This is a genomic window from Mycobacterium sp. 852002-51152_SCH6134967 (assembly GCF_001667105.1).
Classification (GTDB): Bacteria; Actinomycetota; Actinomycetes; order Mycobacteriales; family Mycobacteriaceae; genus Mycobacterium; species Mycobacterium neumannii_A.
Window position 1 is genome coordinate 20,157 of the sequence record NZ_LZIK01000021.1, and the last position, 20,873, is coordinate 41,029.

The 20,873-nt window shown below is 67.7% G+C and carries 26 protein-coding genes; 16 read left to right on the forward strand and 10 right to left on the reverse strand.

Annotated elements, in window-relative coordinates:
- Positions 1-56 precede the first annotated feature (56 nt).
- Positions 57-1,691 carry a fatty-acid--CoA ligase FadD8 gene (fadD8, locus tag A5790_RS06655; protein ID WP_066842088.1) on the forward strand — a complete coding sequence of 545 codons (1,635 nt, stop codon included), beginning with the start codon at positions 57-59 and terminating at the stop codon, positions 1,689-1,691.
- 98 nt (positions 1,692-1,789) lie between these two features.
- Here the strand turns inward: fadD8 and A5790_RS06660 are convergent, their stop codons facing one another.
- Positions 1,790-2,392, reverse strand: coding sequence for a nucleoside/nucleotide kinase family protein (locus A5790_RS06660; RefSeq protein WP_066842090.1), 603 nt, complete (start codon positions 2,390-2,392; stop codon positions 1,790-1,792).
- Entirely contained in the window at positions 2,376-2,585 is a 210-nt protein-coding gene (locus tag A5790_RS06665) for a hypothetical protein (RefSeq protein WP_064398109.1), read from the reverse strand. The genes A5790_RS06660 and A5790_RS06665 overlap by 17 nt, the downstream gene beginning before the upstream one ends.
- A gap of 152 nt (positions 2,586-2,737) precedes the next feature.
- Here A5790_RS06665 and A5790_RS06670 point away from each other — a divergent pair, with 152 nt between their 5' ends.
- The 5 genes from A5790_RS06670 to A5790_RS06690 are packed head-to-tail and all read left to right on the forward strand — an operon-like array spanning position 2,738 to position 6,477.
- Complete coding sequence (locus tag A5790_RS06670) at positions 2,738-3,940, forward strand: RNA polymerase sigma factor (protein ID WP_066842253.1); 1,203 nt, start codon at positions 2,738-2,740, stop codon at positions 3,938-3,940.
- A gap of 10 nt (positions 3,941-3,950) precedes the next feature.
- Positions 3,951-4,637 carry an HAD family hydrolase gene (locus tag A5790_RS06675; protein ID WP_066842098.1) on the forward strand — a complete coding sequence of 229 codons (687 nt, stop codon included), beginning with the start codon at positions 3,951-3,953 and terminating at the stop codon, positions 4,635-4,637.
- 16 nt (positions 4,638-4,653) lie between these two features.
- Positions 4,654-5,109: a nitroreductase family deazaflavin-dependent oxidoreductase gene (locus tag A5790_RS06680; protein ID WP_156656318.1), complete on the forward strand. Its 456-nt coding sequence runs from the start codon at positions 4,654-4,656 to the stop codon at positions 5,107-5,109.
- 10 nt (positions 5,110-5,119) lie between these two features.
- Positions 5,120-5,569, forward strand: coding sequence for a nitroreductase family deazaflavin-dependent oxidoreductase (locus tag A5790_RS06685; protein WP_066842099.1), 450 nt, complete (start codon positions 5,120-5,122; stop codon positions 5,567-5,569).
- Positions 5,566-6,477 carry a 1,4-dihydroxy-2-naphthoyl-CoA synthase gene (locus A5790_RS06690; RefSeq protein WP_066842103.1) on the forward strand — a complete coding sequence of 304 codons (912 nt, stop codon included), beginning with the start codon at positions 5,566-5,568 and terminating at the stop codon, positions 6,475-6,477. Before A5790_RS06685 ends, A5790_RS06690 begins: the two co-directional genes overlap by 4 nt.
- Before the next feature lie 55 nt (positions 6,478-6,532).
- Here the strand turns inward: A5790_RS06690 and A5790_RS06695 are convergent, their stop codons facing one another.
- A complete protein-coding gene (locus A5790_RS06695; RefSeq protein ID WP_066842105.1) occupies positions 6,533-7,477 on the reverse strand; it encodes an oxygenase MpaB family protein in 945 nt (314 codons plus the stop codon).
- 146 nt (positions 7,478-7,623) lie between these two features.
- On the opposite strand from A5790_RS06695, the gene A5790_RS06700 reads away from it, so the two are divergent.
- The 4 genes from A5790_RS06700 to A5790_RS06715 all read left to right on the forward strand — a co-directional run bounded on the left by A5790_RS06700 (position 7,624) and on the right by A5790_RS06715 (position 11,080).
- A complete protein-coding gene (locus tag A5790_RS06700; RefSeq protein WP_066842107.1) occupies positions 7,624-8,190 on the forward strand; it encodes a TetR/AcrR family transcriptional regulator in 567 nt (188 codons plus the stop codon).
- A 72-nt stretch (positions 8,191-8,262) separates the two neighbouring features.
- Complete coding sequence (locus A5790_RS06705) at positions 8,263-9,147, forward strand: SDR family oxidoreductase (RefSeq protein WP_066842109.1); 885 nt, start codon at positions 8,263-8,265, stop codon at positions 9,145-9,147.
- The gene (locus tag A5790_RS06710) at positions 9,148-10,689 is read left to right on the forward strand and encodes a long-chain-fatty-acid--CoA ligase (protein WP_066842111.1); all 1,542 of its coding nucleotides are present in this window, start codon (positions 9,148-9,150) and stop codon (positions 10,687-10,689) included.
- Positions 10,690-10,708: 19 nt separating this feature from the next.
- Entirely contained in the window at positions 10,709-11,080 is a 372-nt protein-coding gene (locus tag A5790_RS06715) for a VOC family protein (protein WP_066842113.1), read from the forward strand.
- Positions 11,081-11,091: 11 nt separating this feature from the next.
- On the opposite strand, the gene A5790_RS06720 is transcribed toward A5790_RS06715, so the two are convergent.
- Genes A5790_RS06720 through A5790_RS06730 form a run of 3 tightly spaced genes read right to left on the reverse strand, consistent with a single transcriptional unit; the run spans position 11,092 to position 12,968 of the window.
- Positions 11,092-11,394, reverse strand: a complete 303-nt coding sequence (locus A5790_RS06720; protein WP_064399847.1) for a DUF3349 domain-containing protein — start codon at positions 11,392-11,394, stop codon at positions 11,092-11,094.
- A 13-nt stretch (positions 11,395-11,407) separates the two neighbouring features.
- Complete coding sequence (locus A5790_RS06725; protein ID WP_066842115.1) at positions 11,408-11,692, reverse strand: hypothetical protein; 285 nt, start codon at positions 11,690-11,692, stop codon at positions 11,408-11,410.
- 13 nt (positions 11,693-11,705) lie between these two features.
- Entirely contained in the window at positions 11,706-12,968 is a 1,263-nt protein-coding gene (locus A5790_RS06730) for an inorganic phosphate transporter (RefSeq protein WP_066842117.1), read from the reverse strand.
- A gap of 222 nt (positions 12,969-13,190) precedes the next feature.
- Between A5790_RS06730 and A5790_RS06735 the strand changes: the two genes are divergently transcribed.
- Together A5790_RS06735 and menE are read left to right on the forward strand one after the other, a co-directional pair.
- Positions 13,191-13,493, forward strand: coding sequence for a DUF3349 domain-containing protein (locus A5790_RS06735; RefSeq protein WP_064399641.1), 303 nt, complete (start codon positions 13,191-13,193; stop codon positions 13,491-13,493).
- 47 nt (positions 13,494-13,540) lie between these two features.
- Positions 13,541-14,659 (forward strand): o-succinylbenzoate--CoA ligase, encoded by a 1,119-nt coding sequence (menE, locus tag A5790_RS06740; RefSeq protein ID WP_255361508.1) that lies wholly within the window; start codon positions 13,541-13,543, stop codon positions 14,657-14,659.
- Here the strand turns inward: menE and A5790_RS06745 are convergent.
- Positions 14,656-14,997: a DUF3140 domain-containing protein gene (locus A5790_RS06745; protein ID WP_066842119.1), complete on the reverse strand. Its 342-nt coding sequence runs from the start codon at positions 14,995-14,997 to the stop codon at positions 14,656-14,658. The two genes, menE and A5790_RS06745, sit on opposite strands and share 4 nt — an antisense overlap.
- Positions 14,998-15,073: 76 nt before the next feature.
- Between A5790_RS06745 and A5790_RS06750 the strand changes: the two genes are divergently transcribed.
- The 4 genes from A5790_RS06750 to A5790_RS06765 all read left to right on the forward strand — a co-directional run bounded on the left by A5790_RS06750 (position 15,074) and on the right by A5790_RS06765 (position 18,919).
- The gene (locus A5790_RS06750; RefSeq protein WP_066842121.1) at positions 15,074-15,688 is read left to right on the forward strand and encodes a pyridoxamine 5'-phosphate oxidase family protein; all 615 of its coding nucleotides are present in this window, start codon (positions 15,074-15,076) and stop codon (positions 15,686-15,688) included.
- Positions 15,689-15,773: 85 nt separating this feature from the next.
- Complete coding sequence (locus tag A5790_RS06755) at positions 15,774-17,129, forward strand: hypothetical protein (protein WP_066842123.1); 1,356 nt, start codon at positions 15,774-15,776, stop codon at positions 17,127-17,129.
- A gap of 52 nt (positions 17,130-17,181) precedes the next feature.
- On the forward strand, positions 17,182-18,450 hold the full coding sequence (locus A5790_RS06760) for a molybdopterin-dependent oxidoreductase (RefSeq protein ID WP_082961612.1): 1,269 nt from the start codon (positions 17,182-17,184) through the stop codon (positions 18,448-18,450).
- Positions 18,443-18,919 (forward strand): hypothetical protein, encoded by a 477-nt coding sequence (locus A5790_RS06765; RefSeq protein ID WP_231987621.1) that lies wholly within the window; start codon positions 18,443-18,445, stop codon positions 18,917-18,919. The genes A5790_RS06760 and A5790_RS06765 overlap by 8 nt, the downstream gene beginning before the upstream one ends.
- Here A5790_RS06765 and A5790_RS06770 read toward each other — a convergent pair.
- From A5790_RS06770 to A5790_RS06780, 3 genes are read right to left on the reverse strand one after another with little or no spacing between them, the layout of a single operon-like run.
- Positions 18,916-19,545: a class I SAM-dependent methyltransferase gene (locus tag A5790_RS06770; RefSeq protein ID WP_066842131.1), complete on the reverse strand. Its 630-nt coding sequence runs from the start codon at positions 19,543-19,545 to the stop codon at positions 18,916-18,918. The genes A5790_RS06765 and A5790_RS06770 overlap by 4 nt on opposite strands.
- The gene (locus A5790_RS06775) at positions 19,545-20,207 is read right to left on the reverse strand and encodes a DUF2064 domain-containing protein (RefSeq protein WP_066842132.1); all 663 of its coding nucleotides are present in this window, start codon (positions 20,205-20,207) and stop codon (positions 19,545-19,547) included. The genes A5790_RS06770 and A5790_RS06775 overlap by 1 nt, the downstream gene beginning before the upstream one ends.
- Complete coding sequence (locus A5790_RS06780) at positions 20,204-20,860, reverse strand: glycosyltransferase family 2 protein (protein ID WP_066842133.1); 657 nt, start codon at positions 20,858-20,860, stop codon at positions 20,204-20,206. Before A5790_RS06780 ends, A5790_RS06775 begins: the two co-directional genes overlap by 4 nt.
- Between the last annotated feature and the right edge of the window lie 13 nt (positions 20,861-20,873).

Consider the following 20,873-nt stretch of genomic DNA (forward strand, 5'->3'; position numbering starts at 1 on the left):
CGGAGATTTCCGGGGACTCCGTGACGGGAATTGGAACACGTTCTAGTCTGATCGGCATGACTCAGGCTGCTGCTACTTCGCGCGAGCGCTCACCAGGCGACCTGCTGCGCCATCCCGTCCACTCCGGCCATCTCACCGTCGGGGCATTGAAGCGGAACAAGGACAAGCCGGTGCTGTTCCTCGGGGACACCACGCTCACCGGTGGACAGCTCGCCGAGCGCATCAGCTGCTACATCCAGGCGTTCGAGGCGCTCGGCGCGGGTTCGGGAACGGCCACCGGCCTGCTGTCGCTGAACCGGCCGGAAGTGCTGATGATCATCGGCGCCGGGCAGACCCAGGGCTACCGCCGCACCGCACTACACCCTCTCGGCTCTCTGGACGACCACGCCTACGTGTTGAACGACGCGGGGGTCACGTCGCTGATCATCGACCCGAACCCGATGTTCGTCGAGCGCGCGCAGGGACTGTTGGAGAAGGTGCCCGCGCTCAAGCAGGTGCTGACGATCGGTCCGGTGCCTCCGGAGTTGGAGGGCGTCGGCGTCGACCTGACAGCCGAGGCCGCGAAGTACTCACCGCAGCCTCTGGTGGCCGCCGACCTGCCGCCCGATCACATCGGCGGCATGGCGTACACCGGCGGCACGACCGGTAAGCCCAAGGGCGTGATCGGCACCGTGCAGTCGATCACGACGATGACGACGATCCAGTTGGCCGAGTGGGAGTGGCCGGAGCGCCCCAAGTTTCTGATGTGCACGCCGCTGTCGCATGCGGGTGCCGCGTTCTTCGTGCCCACGATCATCAAGGGCGGCGAGCTGTTCGTGCTGACCAAGTTCGACCCGGCCGAGGTGCTGCGGGTGATCGAGGAGCAGAAGATCACCGCCACGATGCTGGTGCCGTCGATGATCTACGCGCTGATGGATCACCCGGATTCGCGCACCCGCGACCTGTCGTCGCTGGAGACGGTGTACTACGGCGCCTCGGCGATGAACCCGGTGCGGCTGCGCGAGGCGATCGACCGGTTCGGCCCGATCTTCGCCCAGTACTACGGCCAGTCCGAGGCGCCGATGGTGATCACGTACCTGGCCAAGGGCGATCACGACGAGAAGCGGTTGACGTCGTGCGGGCGGCCGACCGTGTTCGCGCGGGTTGCGCTGCTGGACGGTGACGGCAACCCGGTGCCGCAGGGCGAGGTCGGTGAGATCTGCGTGTCCGGGCCGCTGGTGTCCGGCGGCTACTGGAACCGTCCTGACGAGACGTCGAAAACGTTTCATGACGGCTGGATGCACACCGGCGATCTCGCCCGTGAGGACTCCGACGGCTTCTATTACATCGTCGACCGAACCAAGGACATGATCGTCACCGGCGGGTTCAACGTGTTTCCCCGCGAGGTGGAAGACGTTGTGGCCGAACATCCTTCGGTAGCCCAGGTGTGTGTGATCGGAACGCCCGACGAGAAGTGGGGCGAGGCGGTGACCGCGGTGGTCGTGCTGCGGCCGGACGCCGACCGCTCCGAGGTGGCCGTCGCGCAGATGACCTCGGAGATCCAGGCGGCGGTCAAGGAGCGCAAGGGTTCGGTGCAGTCGCCCAAGCAGGTGATCGTCGTGGACTCGGTGCCGGTGACCGCGCTGGGCAAGCCGGACAAGAAGGCCGTGCGCGCGCAGTTCTGGGAGGGCAGCGACCGCGCGGTCGGCTAGCTTTGTCTGCTGCGAGCGACCGCTCTTGTACACGCGGTGGCGGCGTGTCGGCGGGCAGACACGGTCGCTCGCGGGGGTTTGCTACGGCGTGGGGTTTGCTACGGCGTCACCACGAAATCGGCTCTATCCCGGGCGGTTTCGATGCGCGCGGCGTTGGGGTCGTCAACGGCGCGCACCCACGCCTCGGCCTGCTCGGGTGACTTACCGAACTCGACGTGGCGGGCGATGAGGCGACGACGGCGAACGTCGGGCGGGGCGTCGACGAACCACACCTCGTCGAGCAGGGCACGGACCGTCGGCCATGGGGGCTCGTCGTCGAGAAGGTAGTTGCCCTCCGCCACGATCAGGCGATGGTCGGGCATCACGGCGATGCTGCCGGCGATGGGCTGTTCGAGATCGCGGTGGAACGCCGGTGCGTAGACGGTCTCGTCGCCCTGGGCCCTGATGCGTTGCAACAGAGCGAGATACCCGTAGGCGTCGAACGTGTCGATGGCGCCTTTGCGGTCGAGGCGACCGAGCCGCTGCAGCTCGACGTCGGCGAGATGGTAGCCGTCCATCGGCACGTAGACCGCATCGTCGGCCGCGGTCGCGACCGCCTCGGCCAGTGTCGACTTGCCCGCGCCCGGCGCACCCGTGACGCCGAGAACGACGCGGGGCTGTCGGCGCCGCAGCGCGTCGAGGCGACTAGCCCAGGAGGGCATCGATTTCCGCGGCGAAGCGAGCAAGTCGCTCCTCTTCGCTCGGAATGCCCCGCTGCTCGTCGGCGGCCCGCTGCCAGCCCAGCCGCCACATCCTCGCGATCGCCCGATCCCCCAGTCCCGCGTACGGGTTGACGAGCGTGTGCGGGAATGCCTTGCGGCCTTCCCAATACGCTGTGACCAACCTGTGGGTCATACCTTCTAACTTTCCGTCGCGAGCTCGGCGAAAGCACTGCGACACGCCGCAGGAAAACGTAGATTACGCGTCCCGAAACTCCGGCGTGAGGCCCGCGTCGGCACAATGAACGCGTGAGCGACGTGCAGGCGACCGTCGACGCGGTGTGGCGCATGGAAGCGGCGAAAATCGTCGCGACTCTGACGCGCTCGGTCGGCGATGTCGGGCTCGCCGAAGACCTGGCCGCCGACGCGCTCGTCGACGCGCTCGAGCAGTGGCCGACGACGGGTGTACCGCGCAACGCCGGCGCATGGATGACCACCGTTGCCAAACGCAAGGCCATCGACTTGTGGCGCCGTCAGGACAATCTCGACAGCAAATACGCCGCGATCGCTCGCGAGCTCGAAAGCCACGTCGAGGAATCGTGGGACCCCGACCGCATCGACGACGACGTGCTCCGGCTGATCTTCATCTCTGCGCACCCGGTGCTGCCGCGCGAAGCCCGGATCGCGTTGACATTGCGGGTCGTCGGCGGGCTTACGACCGAGGAGATCGCCCGCGCCTTCCTGACGTCCACCGCGACGGTCGCCGCGCGGATCACCCGCGCCAAGAAGGCCCTCGCGGCCGCGAACGTGCCGTTCGAGGTGCCGGACCGCTCGGAGTATCCGGAGCGGCTGTCGGCGGTGCTGAGCGTGATCTACCTGATCTACAACGAGGGTTATTCGGCGTCGTTCGGTCAGCGCTGGATCCGCGACGAGCTGTGCACCGAGGCGCTCCGCCTCGGTCGGGTGCTGGCCGCGCTGGTTCCCGACGAACCGGAAGTCCACGGCCTGGTGGCGCTGATGGAGCTGCAGTCGTCGCGCTTCGCCGCCCGCACCGACAGCGACGGCAGGCCGATCCTCCTGGAGGACCAGAACCGGGCGAAATGGGATCGAGCGCAGATCCAACGCGGGGTGGCGGCACTCGAGCGCGCTGCGAACACGTTGCGGCACAAGGGCACTGGATGGGGACCTTATACGCTGCAGGCGGCGATCGCCGAGTGCCATGTCACCGCGCCCACCGCCGCCGACACCGACTGGCACCGCATCGTCGCGCTGTACGACGGGTTGGCTCGCGCGGCGCCGTCGCCGGTCGTCGATTTGAACAGGGCGGTGGCGGTGGCGATGGCCGACGGCCCCGAGGCGGGGCTGGAGATCGTCGACTCGTTGACCGGGTTAGAGGGCTCGTATCTGTTGCCGAGCGTGCGCGGCGAACTGCTCGCCCGGCTGGGCCGCGGCGCAGAGGCCGCCGGCGAGTTCGACCGGGCGGCCGCCATGACCGACAACGAGAGGGAACGGGAAGTGCTGCGCGACAAGGCAAGTCGAGTTGGTCGGTAGCATCGGTGCCATGAGTGAGATCAACGCCGTCCTGTTCGACTTTTCGGGTACGTTGTTCCGGCTCGAGGAGGACGAGAGCTGGTTTCACGGGATGGAGGTCGACGACCGCAAGGTCGACGGCCACGTCCAGGCCGAGTTGATGCGCCGGATGACCGCGCCAACGGGCGAGCACGTCGAGATGACTCCGGAGGCTCACCGCGTATGGGTGAACCGCGATCTGGCGCCGCATCTCCATCGCGAGGCGTATCTGCACGTGCTGCGCGAGTCCGGGTTGGCCAACGAGCACGCCGAGTCGCTGTACGGGCTGCTGATCGATCCGATGAACTGGACTCCGTATCCGGACACCGCCGAGGTGCTGCAGGGTTTGCATCGCAGGCACATCCGGACGGCGGTGGTGTCGAACATCGCCTTCGACGTGCGACCGGCGTTCGTCTCCCTCGGTGCGGCCGAATTCGTCGACGAGTTCGTGTTGTCCTTCGAAGTCGGCGCGGTCAAACCCGACCCGGCGATCTTCGAGATCGCGCTGGACCGGCTGGGCGTGGAAGCCGTGTCCGCGTTGATGATCGGGGACAGCGACGAGGCCGACGGCGGCGCCCGCGCGGTGGGCTGCCGGTTCGCCCTTGTCGATCCGCTACCGACCACCGAGCGCCCGGACGGTCTGCGAACCGCGCTGTCCGGCCACGGCGTCGCGATCTGAGCGATAGCCTCACGGCATGGGCGATCGGATGACGCCCCCGCGGTGGCTCAAATACGCCAACAAGTTGGTGATGGTGCTGCTGCGCCTCGGGCTGCCGATCTCGCGGCACGAGTCGCCCGTGGTGTTGACGGTGCCGGGCCGTAGGACGGGCAAGCCGCGGTCGACGCCGATCACGCCGATGTTCGTCGACGGTGCCCGCTACGTCATCAACGGCTACCCGGGCGCGGACTGGGTGCGCAACGCTCGTGCGGCGAACCATGTCACGCTGCGGCAGGGCCGGCGTTCGGAGCGGGTGCGCCTCGTCGAGCTGAGCCCTGACGAGGCGCGCCGGGTGCTGCGGCAGTTCCCGGCGCAGGTTCCCGTCGGTGTCGACCTGATGACGCGGGCGGGGGTTTTGGAGACCGGGACACCCGACGAGCTCGAGGGGATGGCGGGCCGCCTGCCGGTGTTCCGCGTTGATCCGATCACGTAGCGTTTGCGCCATGTCTGACATTCGCCTGCCGTGGTGGCTGAAGTACGTCAACAAGGTGATGATCGGCCTGCAGAAGCTCGGCATCCTCGGGGAGAAAGGACCCGTCGTGCTGTCCGTACCGGGACGCAAGACCGGCAAGATGCGGTCCACCCCGGTCACGCCGATGGAGGTCGACGGTCAGCGCTATGTGGTCGGCGGGGTACCCGGCTCCGACTGGGCCGCCAATGTCAGGGCGGCCGGTGAGGTCACGCTGCACATCGGCCGCCGCAGCGAACGTGTGCGGATGGTGGAGATGCCCGTCGAGGAGGCGCGACCATTGTTGCGGGAGTTCCCGTCGAAGGTGCCCACCGGGGTGGACTTCATCAAGAGCGCCGGACTGGTCACCGGACCCAACCCCGACGAGTTCGAGGCGCTCGCCGGTCGCTGCCCGGTTTTCCGCATCGATAAGGTAACCCCGTGAGTGACAACCCCTTTGACCCGTCGTTGTGGCAGCCCATCGAGGGCTTCGAACTGACCGACATCACCTATCACCGCCACGTCGTCGACGGCGTTCCGCGGCCCGCGGTGCGCGTCGCGTTCGACCGGCCCGAGGTGCGCAACGCGTTTCGGCCGCACACGGTCGACGAGCTGTACCGCGTCCTCGACCACGCGCGGATGTCATCGGACGTCGGTGTCGTGCTGCTGACCGGCAACGGGCCCTCGCCCAAGGACGGCGGATGGGCGTTCTGCTCCGGCGGGGATCAGCGGATCCGCGGCCGCAGCGGGTACCAGTACGCGTCGGGCGAGACCGCCGAGACCGTCGACCCGGCGCGCGCCGGGCGCCTGCACATCCTGGAGGTGCAGCGGCTGATCCGGTTCATGCCCAAACCGGTGATCTGTCTGGTCAACGGGTGGGCCGCCGGCGGCGGACACAGTTTGCACGCGGTGTGTGACCTGACGCTGGCCAGCCGCGAGCACGCCCGGTTCAAGCAGACCGACGCCGACGTCGGCAGCTTCGACGGCGGATACGGCAGCGCATATCTGGCCAAACAGGTCGGCCAGAAGTTCGCCCGCGAGATCTTCTTCCTGGGCCGCCCCTACACCGCCGAGCAGATGCACGCGATGGGTGCGGTCAACGCCGTTGTCGACCACGCCGAACTGGAGACCGTCGCTCTGCAGTGGGCTTCGGAGATCAACGGCAAGTCGCCGCAGGCGATCCGGATGCTCAAGTACGCGTTCAACCTCACCGACGACGGTCTGGTCGGTCAGCAGCTGTTCGCCGGTGAGGCAACACGATTGGCGTACATGACCGACGAAGCAGTCGAGGGCCGCGACGCGTTCCTGGAGAAGCGCGACCCCGACTGGAGCGGCTTCCCGCGCTACTTTTAGGCGGCGGTTTGGGTGCACTAGCAATCGCTGAGCGACTGGTAGCGCACCGGAATCGCTACTCAGGTGCGACGGCGCCCGGCACCCGGTAGGCCCACGACTTCTTCTGCCGCTCGGCCATCTTCTCCAGGCACTGGTGATGCTTGCGGGCGTGGTAGGCCAGCGGAAAGTACGTCAGCCGGTCGGGAAGTACGCGGTAGGCGATGCGGATGGCCTTGTAGATGCGGTTGAGCTGGCGCTCCTCTTCGGGGCTCCAACTCACGCCGAGCTTGGTGCGCAGACGCGGGTCGAGCAACCCGACGATCGACAGGTAATTGAAGCGGAATGCGGGCCGCAGCATGGCTTTGATCAGCGGATAGAACACCTGCGGCACCGACGGGGGCAGCTCCATCGTGCCGGTGATCAAGTCGTCCATCAGCTTCCGGGCCTGCGGCGTGGCCTCGAGTTTGTCGATCATCGACTCGAAGTAGTCGGTCATCTCCTGATCGGTCTCGGGATAGTCGCGCATCGGCACATGCAACAGGCGCGCCAGTCGGCGGTTGTCGCGCAGCAGTTGGGTCTTCTCGTCGTCGGTGAAGTCCCGCCCGATCAACAAGCGAGCACCGTGGACGTTGACGATGTAGCCGGTGCAGATGACCCACTGGTACGCCTCGGGATTCAGGGCGCTGATCTGTTTGCCGGTCGACGCGCTCTTCATCGTCATCGGCCGATGCATGGCGCGGACCCGATTTCCTTCGGCCACGGCTTCGGTGCCGCCGTAAGTCCACCGCAGCACCGAGTCAATGGACCGGATCGCCCGTCCGCCCGGATCGCCGTGGAACGACGCGGAATAGCGGCCGGTGACCTCGGCGATGACGGGATGCATCGCCTGCATCATGAACGCCGCGCCCTCGAAGATCAGGAACGTCCAACGGCCCGTGTGCTCGGCGGTCAGCGAATCCGGCGGTACCAGTTCGATCGGTTCGTCGTCGACAGACAGATCGATGTCCGAAGTGGCGGTCATGGGCGGCGTCCACCTCCATTCCAGGTCGTTCGGCGAGGCTAATATGACCGACAGGTCGCATTCAAGTCGCATAAGGGGCGTCGGTGAGCATGGATAGGCGCAGGTCAGCGCGGAGAAAGACGCCGCAGCAGCAGCGCTCTCGTGAGATGGTCGCAAAAATCGTCGAGACGACGGCCGGTCTGCTCCTCACCACCGATCCCGCCCAGGTGACGACGAACCTGATCGCCGACCGGGCGGGCGTCAGTAAAGGATCGATCTACCAGTACTTCGCCGATAAGGACGAGATCCTCGAGGCGGCCATCGAGCATCTCGCCCTCTCGCAGGCCCCGGCCATCGAGGAACGCCTGCGGGCCGTGACGCTCGCCCAGCCCGCCGAGGCGATGGCGGCCTCCATCGACTTCCTCATCGACGTCACGATCGCCAACCGCGGCCTGCTTCGGTACCTCGCCGAACGTCCGGACCACGTGCGCGCTTTCGAGAGCATTTCGGGTTTGAATGCCACGCTCGTGGCGATGTCGACGCTGCACATGAACCACTACCGCGACCAGTATCGCAACGAGCTGAGCCCAAAAGCGTTGGCGTGGTTGTTCTTCAACATGGCGGTGGCGACGACCCTGCGGTACATCGAGTCCGACGACCCGATCCGCCTCGACGAACTGCGCGCCGGGCTGAAGTTCGCGTCGTCAGGTCTGCTGGCCGCCGGCCGCAACTGAGCGATTTGTGCACGTTCTGGAGCGGTGAGCGCGCGTTTTCGTGCACAAGCCGCTCGCCTAGACTCACCGCTCGTGAGCAAGAGCCCGTTGCGGCGGTTGGCCGACCAACTCGTCCTGACCACCATGCGCCCGCCCGTGGTCCCCGAGTTGCTGCAGTACCAGCCCGGCCGCGACATCGTTGACCTGCGTGGTAAGCGCATCCTGCTCACGGGCGCGTCATCGGGGATCGGCGAGGCGGCCGCGGAGAAGTTCGCCCGCCGCGGCGCCATCGTGGTGGTGGCGGCACGCCGACAGGAGCTGCTGGACGCGCTGGTCGACCGGATCGCCGACGACGGCGGGGACGCCAAGGCACACGCCTGCGACCTGTCGGATCTCGACGCGGTCGACGGGCTGGTCGAACGTGTCGTCACTGAGCTCGGGGGCGTCGACATCCTGATCAACAATGCCGGCCGGTCGATCCGCAGACCGCTGGCCGAGTCGCTGGACCGTTGGCACGACGTCGAACGCACCATGGCGATCAACTACTACGGGCCGTTGCGACTGATCCGCGGCCTGGCGCCGGGCATGCGCGAGCGGCGCGACGGCCACATCATCAACGTGTCCACCTGGGGCGTGCTCAGCGAGTCGTCGCCGTTGTTCTCGGTGTACAACGCGTCGAAGGCGGCGCTGACCGCGGTGAGCCGAGTCATCGAAACCGAGTGGAGCGCTGACGGAGTGCACTCGACCACGTTGTTCTATCCGCTGGTGCGCACGCCCATGATCGCCCCCACTCGCGCCTACGACGGATTGCCGGGGCTGTCCTCCGACGAGGCCGCCGAGTGGATGGTCACGGCCGCCAAGACCCGGCCCGTGCGGATCGCGCCGCGGATGGCTGTCAGCGCCCAGGTGCTCAACAGCTTCGCACCCGCGGTCGTCGACGCCGTGATGAAACGGCAACGCCTACAACCGAACAAGTAAATGCCCCACCCCGACATCGCGACCGTCGCCGACATCGCACGCGTCTTCGGCGCCGAACGTCCGGACGCGGTCGCATTGATCGCCGGTGATCGCACCACGACGTTCGGCGACCTCGATACCCGGTCCAGCCGGGTAGCCCAGGCGCTGCGCGCGGCGGGTGTGGGGTTCGGCGACCGGGTCGCGTTCATCGAGAAGAACGGCATCGAGTTCTTCGAAGTCGCCTGTGCGCTGTCCAAACTCGGCGCGGTCGTGGTGCCGGTCAACTGGCGACTGGCACCACCCGAGATGCTGCACATCATCGACGACGCCGACGCAAAGGTGGTGATCGTCGGCGCCGACTTCTTCTGTCACGTCGAGGCGATCGAGGACCGGCTGACGGCACAGGTCGTCGCCGTCGGCGAGCACCCCCGGTGGCCGGAGTTCGATCGCTGGATGGGGGCCTATCCCGCCGACGACCCCTGCGTCGCAACGCAACCAGACGATGTCGCATTTCTGATGTACACCTCCGGCACCACCGGAGCGCCCAAGGGCGTGATGCTGACCAACGACAACTACTTCTGCAAGGCCACCGGGATCGCCGACAAATGGCGCTTCGACGCCGACAGTGTGAGCCTGGCCGTGATGCCGATGTTCCACATGGCGGGCTCCGGCTGGGCGCTGGTGGGCCTGTGCGAGGGCGCGCGCACGGTTGTGCTGCGCGACGTCGACCCGACCGCTGTCCTCGAAGCCGTTGCGCAGCATGGTATTACGAACATGCTGCTGGTGCCGGTCGTGATCCAGCGCCTACTGGAAACCCCGGGCGTCGAGCAGACGGACTTCTCGGCTCTGCGCGCCATCGTCTACGGCGCATCGCCGATCACCGACGACGTCCTGGTCCGGGCTCTCGAACGGTTCAACTGCGATCTGCTGCAGGTGTACGGGCAGACCGAAACCACCGGATCCATCACGCAACTCGACCGCCACGACCCCGAACTGATGCGCTCCTGCGGTAAGCCGTTCGGGTGGGTCGAGGTGCGCATCGTCGACGACGCCGGTCGCGGCGTCCCCAGCGGGACTGTCGGCGAGCTGTGGACCCGCTCGCGCCAGAACATGCGCGGCTACTGGAACAACCCCGCTGCGACGGCCGCCACCGTCACCCCGGACGGCTGGTTGAAGACCGGCGACGCCGGTTACGTCGACGCCGAGGGTTATGTGTACCTGCACGACCGGGTCAAGGACATGATCGTGTCCGGCGGCGAGAACGTGTACCCGACCGAGATCGAGAACGTTCTGATGACACATCCGGACGTCGCCGACGTCGCGGTGATCGGCGTTCCGGACCCGACGTGGGGTGAGGCGGTGAAGGCGGTCGTGGTGCCCGGGGCGGGCTGCTTCCCCGGCGAGGCAGACCTCATCGCGTACGCCCGCGAGCGGCTGGCCGGGTTCAAGCTACCCAAGTCGGTGTCGTTCGCCGAAGACCTGCCCCGCACCCCCAGCGGCAAGATCCTCAAGCGTGCGCTGCGGGAACCCTATTGGGAAGGTGTCGGGCGGCAGATCGGCTGAGCGTGATAGACACGATGTCATGGAGATTCTGGCCAGCCGGATGCTCATTCGGCCGGCGGACTATCAGCGTTCCCTGACGTTCTACCGCGACGAGTTGGGGCTGGCGATCGCCCGCGACTACGGTGCGGGCACGGTTTTCTACGCCGGCCAGTCGTTGATCGAACTCGCCGGCCACGGTGGCCCGCGGGCGGGCGGCACGATGTGGCTTCAGGTGCGCGACGTGTACGCCACCGAGAAGGAACTGTCGGGCCGGGGTGTACCGATCGCGCGGGAGGCACGTGAGGAACCGTGGGGCCTGCATGAGATGCACGTCGAGGATCCCGACGGCGTGCTGCTGATCTTCGTTCAGGTGCCCGAGACGCACCCGCTGCGCCGCGACACCCGGCGGTGACGCCCTAGAGTTCAGCGCGCGGGGGCCAGCGGCCAGCCGACCGAGGCCAACCGCGACGCAACCTGGTGCATCTCTTCGGGATTCGGCTCCTGCGCGGTGACCTGGTGGATCGCCGCGCGGATGTCGGCTTCGGTGACGATGTCCGAGTTCGCGCTCCTGAGCACCGCCTGCGCGGCGCTGACCACTTCGTCCTCGGCGAGCGAGCGCTTCAGCAGCGCGAGCAGCGGGAAATAATCCGTGGGCGGCACGCCTTCCGGATACCCGCGGCGCAGCCAGTTGAGCACGCTGTCCAGCACGGTGCGGTTCTCGGTCATGGTGTGGCGCAACTCATTTCTGCGGCATGAAGGGGAACAGGTCGATCCCCGTATGGTGGATGATCGTGCCCCTGGTGATCCACAGCACCGCGGTGACGATCACCCATCCGACGAACACGAACAAACCGATGCCGAGGTATTTGCGGACCCGGTTGGGTGCGGTCACGGTGCCGTCGGCCGACTCGTGCCCGGCGCCGCTCGAAAAAGCCATCAAGCCGGTGGCGAACAACGCGGGCAGTCCCGCGCCCAGGACCAGCCCGACCACCAGTACCTTCAGAATGCTCTCGAGATAGGTCATCGATGTTCCTCCGCTACACCGTCGCAGGCGGCCTGACGGGTTCGGGCATTGCTTCCTCGATGGCGGCCCGCAGTTCGGCGGGGACCACGGAGTTGGTCGCACCGTCCCACTCGGCGTTGACGTTGGTGTGATCGACCTTCTGTTGCTGAGCGCGCCACCACATGTAGAACGACAGGCCCACCAACACCAGGAAGATGAACCCGTCGCCCGCGAGGCCCGATCCCGTGAGCGCCTCGACGCCATGGGCCAGCCAGAAGGACAGTGCGCCAACGAGTCCCGCGGCCGGCAGGGTGATCAGCCAGGCCACAGCCATCCGGCCCGCCACCGCCCAGCGGACTTCGGCGGCCGGCTTGCCGACGCCGCTGCCCAGGATCGAACCGGTGGCGACGTGGGTGGTGGACAACGCCATACCAGCGGCGCTCGAGCTGAGAATGATTGCGGCCGAGGAAGCTTCGGCGGCGAAGCCCTGCGGTGACTGGATCTCCACCAGACCCTTGCCCAGGGTGCGGATGACGCGCCAGCCACCGAGGTAGGTGCCGAGCCCGATCGCGACCGCACAGCTGAAGATGACCCAGAACGGCAGGCCGTTCTCCTTGACGTCGCCGCTCAGGTGCCCGGTGGTGATGAGCGCGAGCGCGATGACACCCATCGTCTTCTGCGCGTCGTTGGTGCCGTGCGACAGCGCGACCAGCGAGGCCGTCGCGACCTGGCCCCAGCGGAAGCCCTCCCGGCGGCGGCGCTCTGTCACCTTGCGGGTGATCCGGTACACCAGCCAGGTGCCGCAGGCGGCGACCAGGCACGCGATGAGCGGCGCGGCGATCGCGGGGATGAGCACCTTCTGGCTGATGCCGCTCCAGTTGACGCCTGCGGTGCCCATGGCGGCCAGGCCTGCGCCGATGAGCCCGCCGAACAGTGCGTGCGAGGAACTCGACGGGATGCCGAACAACCACGTCAGCAGGTTCCACAGGATGCCGCCGATCAACCCGGCGAAGATGATCGTCAGACCGGTCGACGCGTCGATCGACGGCAGCAGGGCGCCGGTCTGGCCGTCCTGGACGTTGAGCACCGAGGTGGTCACCGTGACCGCGACCTCGACCGACAGGAACGCGCCGACCAGGTTGAGAATGCCCGCCAACAGGACCGCGGTCTTGGGCTTGAGCGCACCGGTGGCGATCGATGTGGCCATCGCGTTGCCGGTGTCGTGGAAGCCGTTGGTGAAGTCGAAGGCCAGTGCGGTTGTGATCAACAGCACGAGGACGATCAACTCAGCGCTCACGGCGTTAATTCTGCGGCCATAGAGTTCGTTTCACCTAATCTGCAACGCTCTTGGACCGGCGTGTCATCTGGCATTTCGCCTTCTCGGGCAATGTGTTCATCCATTGTTCACCCGCCGGCGGTCGAGCGTTTGCCGGCGACGCCGAACTCGTCTTGTCCGGTCGCGCACTAGCATCATCCAATCGGGAGTGGGTAGACCCGATGCGACACGCGGGAGGGCACAGTGACGAAGTTTCTGGCCAAAATTGTCGCGTGGATCACAGCCGGTTACCCCGAAGGGGTGCCCGGTCCGGACCGGGTGCCGTTGTTCTCGCTCCTGCGGCGGCGCCTCACCGAGGACGAGGTGCGAACCGTCGCCATGGAGCTCAAGCGGAACGGCGACTTCGACGACGCCGATATCGGAGTCCTCATCACCCAGATCACCGATGCGCTGCCGACGTCTGAGGACGTGGAGCGAGTTCGCCAACGATTGGCGGTCCGCGGCTGGCCCCTCGATGATCCACGCGACGGGGAGGGTGACCCATAGCCGTCCTGCGCGCGGTCGCGGTCCGGTCCGGTGCCGCGGCGTTGTCATTGCTGCCCGTCGTGCACAACATGCTGGCCGGTCGCGCCACGGTGCTGCCGGTGCCTGCCGGGGATGATCGCGAATCATCTTTTCTGTCAGGGGCGTTGCGGTGCGGCGCGGAGATCGACGACGACGTGGCGGTGGTGGTGCCGACATCGGGCACCACCGGGACGCCCAAGGGTGCGATGCTGACCGCCGCCGCATTGACCGCCAGCGCCGAGGCGACACATCACCGGCTCGGCGGGCCGGGGCGCTGGCTGCTGGCTTTGGCAGCGCATCACATCGCGGGGCTTCAGGTGCTGGTCCGCAGTGTCGTTGCAGGTACCACACCGGTGGCCTTGGCGCCGACGTTCGATCCGGACGAATTGCCCTCTGCCGTCGACGCTTTGGGCCCCGGACGGCGTTACGCCTCGCTGGTGGTCGTGCAACTCGACAAAGCGCTGCGCAACGAGGGGGCGGCCGACGCATTGGCCACGCTGGACGCCGTCCTGATCGGCGGGGGGCCGATGCCGACTGGCCTGGCCGAACGTGCTGCCGCGGCGGGGATTTCGGTCGTCCGCACCTACGGGATGAGCGAGACCGCAGGCGGATGCGTGTACGACGGCGTGCCGTTGGACGGTGTGCGGGTTCGGATTCGCGACAGCGCGCGGCCGGCGACATCAGACGGGGGTCGGATTGTGTTGGGCGGCCGGACGCTTGCTAAGGGCTACCGCAACCCGGTGGACCCCGATCCCTTCGCCGATGCGGGCTGGTTCCGCACGGACGACGTGGGAGTCGTCGACCCCGAGGGCCGGTTGACGGTGCTCGGCCGGGTCGACGACGCGATCGGCAGCGGCGGGTTGACGATCATGCCGCAGATCGTGGAGGCCGCCCTTGCAACCCACGAGGCGGTGGCCGAATGCGCGGTGTTCGGGGTGCCCGATGAGCGGCTGGGCCAGCGGGTGGCCGCGGCCGTCGTGCTCGCTGCCGGTCGCGACTCCCCCACGCCCGCCGAGCTACGCGAGCACGTCACCGCGACCCTGGATGCCACCGCGGCACCGCGCGAGTTCCACGTCGTAGACGAAATACCGCGGCGCGGCATCGGCAAAATCGACCGGCGCGCGCTGGCGGCCAGGTTCTCTAGTTAGGTCACAGGCTTGAGCGGGTCGTGACCGATCGTCATGAGCCTGTGCCGCCAGTTCTCCTGACCGGCCGTGGGCTCGAGGTCGACGCCGCGTTCGGCGTGAACGCGGTCGACGACCTTGCGCATCACGCGCTCGTCCTCGTCGGTGAGGTCGACCGAGCGCTTCTGCAGGATCTCGAGCACGGCGCGGCCGGTCTCGGTGCCCGCCTGGTCGGGCATCTCTTCGGAGTCTTCGGCGGCGGACCGGGTGCGCAGCCAGTCCAGTAGTTCGCGGGACGTCATGTTGACCACGCGGTGAAATTCGTCCCACAGCGCGGCGTCGACCTCGACGTGGTGTGCCATCGCACTCACCTCCGCCCGTTCGGCTACCCGGCGACCGACGGGGTTAACCCATTGCGCGGTCGAGCATGATGGACCCATGCGTCGCGAAGTCAATACGGTCGACGAGTTGCGGGCCATCGTCGGGCGACCGGACCCCTACGTCGCCAACAAGGTCAGGGACCGCCTGTCGCCGGTACAGCGCGACTGGCTCGCCCACGCGCCGCTGGCTTTCGTCGCGACGACGGATGCGCGGGGTCGCGTCGACGTGTCGCCCAAGGGCGATCCGCCCGGATTCGTGCACGTCATCGACGACACCACGATCGCGATACCGGAGCGGCCGGGCAACAAACGGGTCGACGGCTATCTCAACGTCCTGCAGAACCCGCATGTCGGTACCGTGTTCCTGATCCCCGGCCGCGGCGACACCCTGCGCATCAACGGGACCGCCAAGATCCTCTCGGACGCTGACTATTTCGACGCGCTCACGGTCAAGGAGAAGCGTCCGATCCTCGCGCTGGAGGTTGCAGTCGAAGAGGTGTTCTTCCACTGCGCCAAGGCTTTTCTGCGTTCGGAGGCCTGGGACCCGTCGACGTGGAACCCATCGGCGCTGCCGAGCGTCGCGCAGCTACTCAAGGCGATCCGGCCCGAATGGACCCAGGCCCAACTCGACGAGTACTACAGCGAGGCCAACACCCGCACCCGGCTGTACTGATTTCGGTGTAGTCCGTCGCGGTGAATGCGACGAACTACACCGAAATCACTCAGATCTGGGTGCGGCCGGCGAATAGGGTGACGGAATGCCGACCAGTCGCAAGGAGTTCGTGGCGGTCGCCGTCGGTGTGTTGCTGGTGGTCGCCGCGTTCGTGGTGCCGCGGCTCGACCTGGGGATCGTCACGCCACTGATCAACGCGACGCCAGGGCGCATACGCCAGTTCGCCGACACCGCGCCGATCTTCGGATGGTGGAACGCACACGTCGGGTGGGGCACGGTCCCCGCGGTCGTGATCGGCGCCGCGGTGGTGTGGTGGGGGCCGAGGGTCGCACAACGGCTGTCGTGGCGTGCGTTGCCGTGGGCGACATGGGCGACGGCGTGCGCATGGGCGTTCTCGCTGGCCATGATCGACGGGTGGCAGCGTGGTTTCGCAGGCAGGTTGGTCGCCCGCCACGAGTATCTGCGTCAGGTCCCCACCGTCACGGACATACCGCATGCGCTGCGAACGTTTTCCGACAGAATCCTTGATTACCAACCGGATTCGTGGATCACCCATGTGTCAGGACATCCCCCCGGTGCGCTGCTCACCTTCGTCTGGCTCGACCGCATCGGCCTCGGTGGTGGCACGTGGGCCGGCCTGCTGTGCCTGCTGGTGGGATCCAGCGCGGCAGCCGCCATCCTCGTCGCGGTGCGGGCACTGTCGGGGGAATCGACTGCGCGGCTGGCGGCCCCGTTCGTCGCTGTTGCCCCCACGGCGATCTGGATCGCGGTGTCGGCCGACGGCTACTTCGCGGGAGTCGCGGCGTGGGGTATCGCGCTGCTGGCGATCGCCGTCGGGGGCACCGCGAGATGGCCCGTCCTCGCTGCCGCAGGGGCCGGTCTGCTACTGGGCTGGGGCCTGTTCCTCAACTACGGCCTGGTTCTGATGGCGTTACCCGCGCTCGCGGTGCTGATGTGCGCGGCCGACTGGCGGGCCGCTGCCCGTGCCGCGGTACCGGCGGTCGGGGTCGTCCTCGCCGTGGTGGCGGCCTTCGCGGTGATGGGGTTCTGGTGGTTCGACGGCTATCAGCTGGTGCAGGAACGCTATTGGCAGGGCATCGCCAATGACCGGCCGTTCCCGTACTGGGGGTGGGCGAACCTCGCCTCCGTGGTGTGCGCGATCGGCCTCGGCAGTGTGGCCGGTCTCGGCAGGGTGTTCGACATCGCGGCGATCCGGCGTCGGCCCGGCCTGCCCATGCTTCTTCTCGGCGCGCTGCTGGCGATCCTGTTCGCGGACCTGTCGATGCTGAGCAAGGCCGAGACCGAACGCATCTGGCTGCCGTTCACCGTCTGGCTGACCGCCGCCGGGACAGTGCTACCACCGCGGTCGCATCGCTGGTGGCTCGGCGTCAACGTGGTGGGCGCCCTGCTGCTCAACCACTTCATTCTGACGAATTGGTAACGGTCGCGGGTCACCACGCGCATCCGTAGGACATTGCCGGGACCCTGGAACCGTGCAACCCGGCGACCGGCCCCGGGTACAGCGGGTGATCCGCTGGCGTAGCCCGCTGCGCGGTTTGTGGCTGACATCGGTGTTCGGCTCGGTGCTGCTGATCGGGCTGCCGGTGGTGATCCTCACCGGCCTGCTGTCCTACATCGCCTACGGGCCGCAGTTCGATCAGGCCATACCGGGCGATGTGGGCTGGCTCAAGCTTCCGACCTTCGACTGGCCCACCGACCCGTCCTGGCTGTACCGGCTGACGCAGGGGTTGCACGTCGGGCTCGGACTGGTGCTCGTGCCGGTGGTGCTCGCCAAGTTGTGGTCGGTGATTCCCCGGCTGTTCGCCTGGCCGCCTGCGCGTTCCATCGCCCAACTGGTGGAACGGATCTCGTTGCTGATGCTGGTCGGTGGGGCGCTGTTCGAGATCGTCACCGGCGTGCTGAACATCCAGTACGACTACATCTTCGGCTTCAGCTTCTACACCGCCCACTACTTCGGCGCCTGGGTGTTCATCGCCGGGTTCGTCGTGCACGTCGCCATCAAGCTCCCCCGCCTGCGGGAGGGTTTGCGGTCACGGTCGATGCGTGCCGTGCTGCGCACGTCGCGCGAGGACACCGTCGTCGACCCGTATGAGCCCGACGGGTTGGCTCCCGCCGATCCCGATCCCCCGACGATGAGTCGCCGCGGCGCGCTCGCTCTGGTCGGTGGCGGGGCCGCATTGGTCGCGGTTCTCACCGCTGGGCAGTCGATCGGCGGATGGACCAGGCACGCCGCACTCCTCCTGCCCCGCGGCCGAACCCGCGGCGACGGCCCGAATGACTTCCAGGTCAACAGGACTGCCGCCGCGGCCCAGATCACACCGGAGATGACGGGCGAGCGCTGGCGACTCACCATGACCGGAGGAGCATCACCGGTGGTGCTCGACCGCGCCGCGCTGACCGCGATGCCCCAACACACCGCCCGGCTGCCGATCGCCTGTGTCGAAGGCTGGTCGACGACCGAGACGTGGACCGGCGTGCCGCTGCGGGATTTGGCCCGGTTGGCCGGTGTGGCCTCACCGGTATCGGCGTTCGTCCGGTCCGTGGAGCGGCGCGGGGCTTTCAATCGCGCGACGCTGCAACGCAATCAGCTTCTGCATCCCGACGCGCTGCTGGCGCTGAGGGTCAACGGCGTCGACCTGTCACCCGATCACGGTTTCCCGGCCCGCGTCATCGTGCCTGCGCTGCCAGGCGTGCACAACACCAAATGGGTGGGCTCGATCGACTTCCGGGCCGGTGATTGACGTGGGGCGGTTCCGCGCCGTCTACGGATCACATCCGCTGCACCTGCTGACGTTGGTCGCCGGCTTCGCGCTATTCGGTTATGTGTTGGCCACTCTCACACCGCCGGCGTTGTGGAACACCCGCACATGGTGGCAATCCATCGCGGTGTGGTTCGCCGCGGCGATCGTCGTCCATGATCTCGTACTGTTTCCGCTCTACGCGCTGGTGGACCGGGCCCTGTTGTGGAGCACGCGAATTCCCCGGTTACGGGTTCCACTACTGAACTATGTGCGGGTACCGGCGCTCGGCTCGGGGTTGACCCTGCTGTTGTTTCTGCCCGGCATCATCAAACAGGGCGCGCCGGTCGTGCTGGCCGCGACGGGACAGACCCAGGATCCGTACCTGGGCAGGTGGTTGCTCTTGACGTCAGCGATGTTCGGGATCAGCGCGGTGGTCTACGCCGCACGGCTGGCGACGACCAAGACCTAAGCCAGCGTCAGGCTGGCGACCACCCGGTTGCCGATCGGATGGACGCGGGTCATCGCCAGGCCCGCGGTCTCGGCGACCTCGGCGGCGCAGTCGATGCCCACCGACGCCCACGGGAACCACGGCCCGACTACGCGCGACGACTCCAGCCGGACCCAGCGGTTGCGCACACCCTGTGTCAGAGCCTCGAACTCGGCGATGCACCGCCCGCCTCGGCGCAATAACTCCGCCGCCCTGTGCAGCATCCGGAACGGGTCGCCGCCGAGGCCGACGTTGCCGTCGGCCAGCAGCACGGTCTGCCACCGTCCGGTCGCGGGCAGCTGCCCGAACACGTCGCGGCGCAGCACGGGCGCACCGTTGCGCCGCGCGAGCCCGACCGCGGTCGCGGACTGGTCGACACCGAGCGCAGGTATGCCCCGGCGGATCAGCTCGATCACCAATCGTCCTGGACCGCAGCCCAAATCGATCGTCGGCCCTTCGCACAGCCCGACGACGGCGCGGTCGAAGCGGCAATCGGCGTTCGCGCCTCCGATCCAGCGATGCACAGGAAGGGCGCGGACCTGACCGTCGTCGCTTCGGATCCAGCACCGCTCCCCGTCGAGCGCGCAGTCGTAGAGGTTGCCCAGCATCAGGCGAGCACCGCCTCGGCGGCCAGGACGAACCGGCTGTCCGCCGCGCATCCCCGGCGCACCGCGTCGATGTCGGCGATGGTGTCGAAGTCGGCGAGCTCGTCGAGCAAACCGACGTCTATGCCTTTGCCGCGCAACGCCGCCAGGGTCAAAGCGCCGGTGTCGGACCGCGACATCGGCACGCTCCGCAGGCATTCGGCCATGGACGGGCGCGAGACACCCAACACCCACCACCCGCCGTCGGTGGCGGGTCCGAGGACCGCGTCGCTTCCTATCAGCGCTCGCCCGCATTCGACGAGTAGGCCGGCGGTGACCTGCGGGGTATCCATGCCGATCTGCAGTACCGGGTCGCCGACGGAAGCGTCGGCGTGCGCGTTGGCCAGTCGCTGGGCGAAGTCCGCGCCGCGTTGGGGTATCACCGTGAATCCGTCTAAGCTGTAGGCGATTTCGTCACCTCGACTCGCCTGCCTGAGATCGCCGGTCAGCGCGACGACCCTGCGTCCGAAAGGCGCGGTGGTGACAGCATCGAGGGTGTCGAGCAGCGCTGCGGCGGCGAGGTCGGCCGCGGCGGCGGGGCCGATCGTCGCGGCGAGCCGAGTCTTCGCCAGACCGGCCACCGGCGCCTTGGCCACCACCAACACCGTCACCGCCAGCACCGTCACGAGATCACCCGCCAGAAGTCAAAGGCGGCCACAGCGCTACCGCGCACCGATCCGCTGACCTTGGACTTGCCGCCGGTGCGCGCGCGGTAGTCGACATCGCGCTCGACGACGCACCACCCGGCGGCCGCCGCCCGGACCAGCATTTCGAGGGGGTACCCGGAGCGGCGGTCGCGAACGTCGAGGTCGAGCAGAGCGTCGCGGCGGGTGACCCGCATCGGGGCGATGTCGTGTACCGCCAGGCCGTGGCGCTGCCGCAGCCGCCAGCACACCGCCGCGGTGCCGAGGCGGGCATGCCACGGCCACTTCAGCCCCGGCACCGGCCGGCGGCGCCCGATCGCCATGTCGGCCCCGCGGTGGAGGTCGTCGACCAGAGCGGGCAGGTCACGGGGATCCAGCGAACCGTCGGCGTCCAACACCGCCACGATGGGCGTCGTCGCCGCTACCACCCCGGCGTGCACTGCGGCGCCGTAACCGGGCCGCTTCTCAGGTACCACCTGCGCTCCATGCTCCCGGGCGACGTCCGCGGTCGCATCGGTGCTGTTGTTGTCGACCACCAGCGGCCGGTATCCGTCCGGGATCGCCGCGAGCACGCCCGGCAGCGACTGCGCCTCGTTGAGACACGGCAGCACCACGGTCACCGAACGGTCGGGCATGGGTTCGAGGCTA